The organism is Streptomyces sp. (assembly GCF_050698815.1).
GTDB lineage: Bacteria > Actinomycetota > Actinomycetes > Streptomycetales > Streptomycetaceae > Streptomyces.
Genome location: NZ_JBOHCV010000554.1, coordinates 1 through 4,760, shown reverse-complemented (window position 1 = coordinate 4,760; position 4,760 = coordinate 1). Strand labels below are relative to the sequence as shown.

At 72.2% G+C, this 4,760-nt stretch carries 5 protein-coding genes; 2 read left to right on the top strand and 3 right to left on the bottom strand.

Going from position 1 to position 4,760, the window contains the following annotated elements:
* Window positions 1-93: 93 nt before the first annotated feature.
* Genes ACRDP3_RS20035 through ACRDP3_RS20025 form a run of 3 tightly spaced genes read right to left on the bottom strand, consistent with a single transcriptional unit; the run spans window position 94 to window position 3,351 of the window.
* On the bottom strand, window positions 94-1,161 hold the full coding sequence (locus ACRDP3_RS20035) for a prenyltransferase (RefSeq protein ID WP_431518352.1): 1,068 nt from the start codon (window positions 1,159-1,161) through the stop codon (window positions 94-96).
* Entirely contained in the window at window positions 1,158-1,952 is a 795-nt protein-coding gene (locus tag ACRDP3_RS20030; protein ID WP_431518351.1) for a methyltransferase domain-containing protein, read from the bottom strand. Before ACRDP3_RS20030 ends, ACRDP3_RS20035 begins: the two co-directional genes overlap by 4 nt.
* Window positions 1,953-2,007: 55 nt before the next feature.
* The gene (locus ACRDP3_RS20025) at window positions 2,008-3,351 is read right to left on the bottom strand and encodes a glycosyltransferase family 4 protein (protein ID WP_431518350.1); all 1,344 of its coding nucleotides are present in this window, start codon (window positions 3,349-3,351) and stop codon (window positions 2,008-2,010) included.
* A 261-nt stretch (window positions 3,352-3,612) separates the two neighbouring features.
* On the opposite strand from ACRDP3_RS20025, the gene ACRDP3_RS20020 reads away from it, so the two are divergent.
* Window positions 3,613-4,284: a TetR family transcriptional regulator gene (locus tag ACRDP3_RS20020; RefSeq protein WP_431518349.1), complete on the top strand. Its 672-nt coding sequence runs from the start codon at window positions 3,613-3,615 to the stop codon at window positions 4,282-4,284.
* Window positions 4,285-4,553: 269 nt separating this feature from the next.
* Window positions 4,554-4,760 (top strand): hypothetical protein (locus ACRDP3_RS20015; protein ID WP_431518348.1); only part of this gene is annotated, 207 nt, incomplete at its 3' end.

Here is a 4,760-nt window from a genome sequence, read left to right as displayed (position 1 = left end):
TGACGACCACGTAGGCCGTCAGGTGTTGCGAGGACCCCGAGAATCCGCCGGAAGAACCGGGCGGCGAGGGGCCGTTGTCGTGCGGTCACGGCACTAGCAGCAGTCCGGCGGCAGGCCCTCCGGGAGGCGTTCGCCGCTGAAGACCTGGACCGTCGCCTCGTCGCCGCCCAGCGCCGCCACCGCCAGCAGCAGCGAGCCGGCCGTCCACGTGGTCAGCTCCTCGGGCCAGACCGCGTCGTCCTCGAAGACGTAGCCGGTCCAGTAGAGGCCGTCCTCGGCGCGCAGGTGCTGAACCCACTGGAGGATGTCCAGCGCACGGCCGGACTCGCCCACCGTCCACAGCGCCAGGGCCAGTTCGGCGCTCTCACCGCCGGTGACCCAAGGGTTGGGCAGTACGCAGCGGACGCCGAGCCCGGGCACGACGAAGCGGTCCCAGCCCTCCTCGATCCGTGCGGTGGCGGCGGGTCCGCGCAGCGCACCGCCGAGTACCGGGTAGTACCAGTCCATGGAGTAGCGGCTCTTGTCCAGAAAGCGCTCGGGGTGGCGGCGTACCGCGTGACCGAGGGCGCCGACGGCCAGCTCCCAGTCGGGCTGGGGCTCTTCGCGGTGCTCTGCGAGGGCGAGGGCGCAGCGCAACGCCTGGTAGACGGACGAGGAACCGGTGAGCAGGGCATCGGCGACGGGCGTGCCGTCGGCCTCGCGCTTCCAGCCGATCTGCCCGCCAGGCTGCTGGAGCCGCAGCACGAACTCGACGGCCGCGGCGACGACCGGCCAGAGCCGGTCCACGAAGGCGTCGTCGCCGGTGGCGAGGTAGTGGTGCCAGACGCCGACGGCGACGTACGCGCAGAAGTTGCTCTCCCGGGCGCGGTCGGTGGGCCTGGCGGCGTCGCCGTCGGCGTAGGCGGCGTACCAGGAGCCGTCCGGGAGCTGGTGGTCCGCGAGCCACCGGTAGGCCGCCTCGGCTCGCTCGTGCTCGCCCGCCGCGTCCAGCGCCATGGCGGCCTCGACGTGGTCCCAGGGGTCGAGGTGGTGGCCACGGAACCAGGGGATGGCGCCGTCGGTGCGCTGCACGCCCGCGATCCCGGCGACCGTACGGGCCGCCTGGTCGGCTGTCAGCACGCCGTCGAGCACGAGCCGTTCCGTGCGCTCCGGGCTCGTCACGCCTGCCCCTGGCCGGTCGGGGCGGCCGCCAACGGAATGGCCGCCTGGTCGTCGGGGGGCAGTGCGGGCAGGTGCGGCTTCGTCGCGTACGCCACGAAGCTCTTGCCGATCAGCGGGTCGAGTGCCCGCTCGGCGAGCCGGGTGGCCAGCGGCTTCTTCATGATGTCCCAGACCAGCAGTTGGTGGTAGGCCCGTACCGGCAGCGCCGCGTCGGCGCCGTCCCGGTGGACGCCGAAGGCGCACTTGAGCCACCAGTAGGGGGAGTGCAGGCCGTGCGCGTGGTGGGTGCCGTATGGTCGCAGGCCGGACTCGCGCATCTTGCCCAGCAGTTCATCGGCACGGTAGATGCGGATGTGGCCGCCCTCCACCTCGTGGTAGGCGTCGCTCAGCGCCCAGCAGATCTTCTCCGGCCCGTAGCGCGGCACGGTCACCGCCATCCGGCCGCCCGGCCTGAGCACCCGCACCATCTCCGCGAGCACGCCCTTGTCGTCGGGGATGTGCTCCATCACCTCGGAGATGATGACGACGTCGAAGCTGTCGTCCGGGAAGGGCAGCGCGAGGGCGTCACCCTCCATCGCCGTCGCCGTCGCTCCCGTGGGCGCCTCCCCGGCCTCCGCCATGGCCGCGAACCAGCCCGCGACCTCGCGGATCTCCTCGACGTTGCGGTCCAGCGCGACGACGCGCGCCCCCCGCCGGTAGCACTCGAAGGCGTGTCGCCCGGCGCCGCAGCCCAGGTCGAGTACGCGGTCGCCCGGCGCGATCGGGAAGCGGGAGAAGTCGACGGTCAGCACGGGGTCTGCCTCTGCTTTCGGCTACGGAGTGTCTGGTCGGCGGGCGGAGGGAGGGTCACTGCGGTACGCGCTGTGCGAGGGCGGCGCGGTAGTGCTCCACGGTCCCGAGCGCCGCCTGCTCCCAGGTGAAGCGGCGCAGTACGCGTTCACGTCCCGCCGCCCCCAGCCGGGCGCGGAGTCCGGCATCGCCCAGCAGGCGGCCGAGCGCCGCGGCCAGAGCGCCCGCGTCGCCGGGTGGCACGGCGAGACAGCTCTCGCCGTCACGGCCGGCCACCTCGGGGACGGCGCCGCCCGTCGTGGCGACCAGCGGCGTGCCCGTCGCCATGGCCTCGGCGGCGGGCAGCGAGAAACCCTCGTACAGCGAGGGCACGCAGGCGGCCTGAGCGCTGCGCAGCAGACCGGCCAGTTCGGCGTCGCTGATGCCCTTGACGAATTCGACGGCGTGCGCGAGTCCATACCGCTCCAGCGCGGCGGCCACCGGGCCTTCGGCCGGGCGCTTTCCGACCACCACCAGGTGCGCGTTCTCGTGCTCGGTGCGCACCTTGGCGAGCGCCTCCACCAGGTACACCAGGCCCTTGAGCGGTACGTCGGCGCTCGACGTCGTCACGATCCGGCCGGGCACCTGCGGCACCGCCGGGTCGGGCGAGAACAGCCGGGCGTCGGCGCCGATGTGCACGACGTGTATACGGTCCGAACGCACCCCGAGGTGCGCGGTGATCTCCTGCCGGGAGGAGCCGGAGACGGTGAGCACCGAGGGCAGCCGCCGCGCGACCCGCTTCTGCATCCGCGTGAAGCCGTACCAGCGGCGCACGGAGGCGCGCGCCCGGCGGCTCCCGGCGGCGTCCAGGTCCAGCTGCCGGTCGACGGTGATGGGGTGGTGGATGGTGGTGACGAGCGGTGCGCCCAGGTCACCGAGGAGTCCGTAGCCGAGCGTCTGGTTGTCGTGCACGATGTCGAACTGGCCGCGCCGCGCGGCCAGTTGCCGGCGCGCCCGCAGGGAGAAGGTCAGCGGCTCGGGGAAGCCCCCGGTCCACATCGTCGCCACCTCCAGCAGGTCCACCCAGTCCCGGTACTCCCCGCGCCCGGGGGTGCGGAAGGGATCGGGCTGCCGGTAGAGATCCAGGCTGGGCAGCTCGGTGAGGGTGACGCCCGCGTCCAGCACGGGATAGGGCTGGGCGCCGATCACCTCGACGGTGTGGCCGAGCCGGGCCAGTTCGCGCGACAGATGCCGCACGTATACACCTTGTCCACCGCAGAAGGGATTGCCCTTGTACGACAGCAGGGCGATGCGCAGCGGTCTCTCACCGGAGCCGCCGTGCCCGCCGGGGTGACCCGGCGCGTGGAAGCCGATGCCGGGCCCTGCGGTGCGGCTCTCCCCCACGACGGCCTCTGCGGTCACTCACCGGCCCCCTTCTTCCCCTGCCTTCGGCGGGGATACGCCATCTGCGCTGTCGCCGGAGCGTAACCGCCCGCGCTAAGCTAGAACAAGTTTCAGAAAGCCGGGCGGGCCAGGCCGCTCCGGCTTCCGGAGCAATGAATTTACCGGCCAGTCACTTATCCCGAGCGGCGGGCGGGGGTGATTCGCGCCACCCGCCGCCCGCCTGCGAGGATCCCGCGCACACCAGCAGGGCAGCGAACGCCACGGAAACGGGACGAACCCATGACGACACAGCACGAGCCGTCCCCCTCGCCCCCCGCGCCCTCGCCCTCCGCACCCGCGCCCGCGGCCCCCGCACCCTCTGCGCCGCTGACCGAGCGGCAGCGGGAACGCCGTGCCCGCATCCTGCAGGCCAGCGCCCGCCTGGCCCGCCGCGGCGGCTTCGACGCGGTACAGATGCGCGAGGTCGCCGAGTCCTCTCAGGTCGCACTCGGCACCCTCTACCGCTACTTCCCTTCCAAGATCCATCTGCTGGTCGCGACCATGCAGGACCAGCTCGAGCAGCTGCGGGCAACGCTGCGTGCCCGGCCGCCCGCCCATCCGGAGCCCGCGGCGCGGGTCGCCGACACCCTGCTCCGCGCCTTCCGCGCGCTCCAGCGCGAACCACAGCTGGCCGACGCGATGGTACGGGCGCTGACCTTCGCCGACCGGTCGGCCGGCGCCGAGGTCGAGACGGTCTCCCGGCTGACCACCGCGATCATCCTGGAGGCGATGGGCCTGTCGTCCCCGCCCACCGCACGGCAGTTGTCGGCCGTACGCGTCATCGCGCACACGTGGCATTCGACCCTGATCACCTGGCTCTCGGGGCGTGCCTCGCTGGAGCAGGTGCGCACCGACATCGAGACGGTCTGCGAGCTGATCGACCTGGTCCACCCGGTCACCACTGCAGGGTGACGACGCTGCTCGACGGCCTGGCGGTACTCATCGAGGGCGGAGGTGCAGGCTGAGGCGTACAGGGCGCACACTCAGGCGCCGTGCGCCCGGAACGCGCTTCGAACGCACCGCCGTGATCGCGGAACCGGTATGTGACATCGCTCCCCAACCGGTATGTATAGACCGGGACTTCGCATATAACCTGCGAAACGGACATTGGAGGGGTGGGGTTGATTCGAGTACTGCTGGTTCATGAGGCAGGCTTGCTCAGATCGGGGCTGGAAGCTCTGGTGAGCAAGGCGCACGACATGACGGTCACGGCGGTGAGCTGGAGCAACGGCCTGCGCATGACACGTTCCGCGCCCGTGGACGTCTGCATCGCGGGCAGCGACGGGCCCCGTGACTCGGCTCTGCACGAATTGGTCGCCACACTGCGCAGCCGGGACGGGAAGGGGCTGCTGGCACTGACCGGCACGGACCGGCCGGGCGCCCTGCGC

What these genes read in the sequence shown, in the direction of transcription:
- ACRDP3_RS20020 (WP_431518349.1), top strand. Translation starts at nt 3,613, where the DNA reads ATGACGACACAGCACGAGCCGTCCCCCTCGCCCCCCGCGCCCTCGCCC.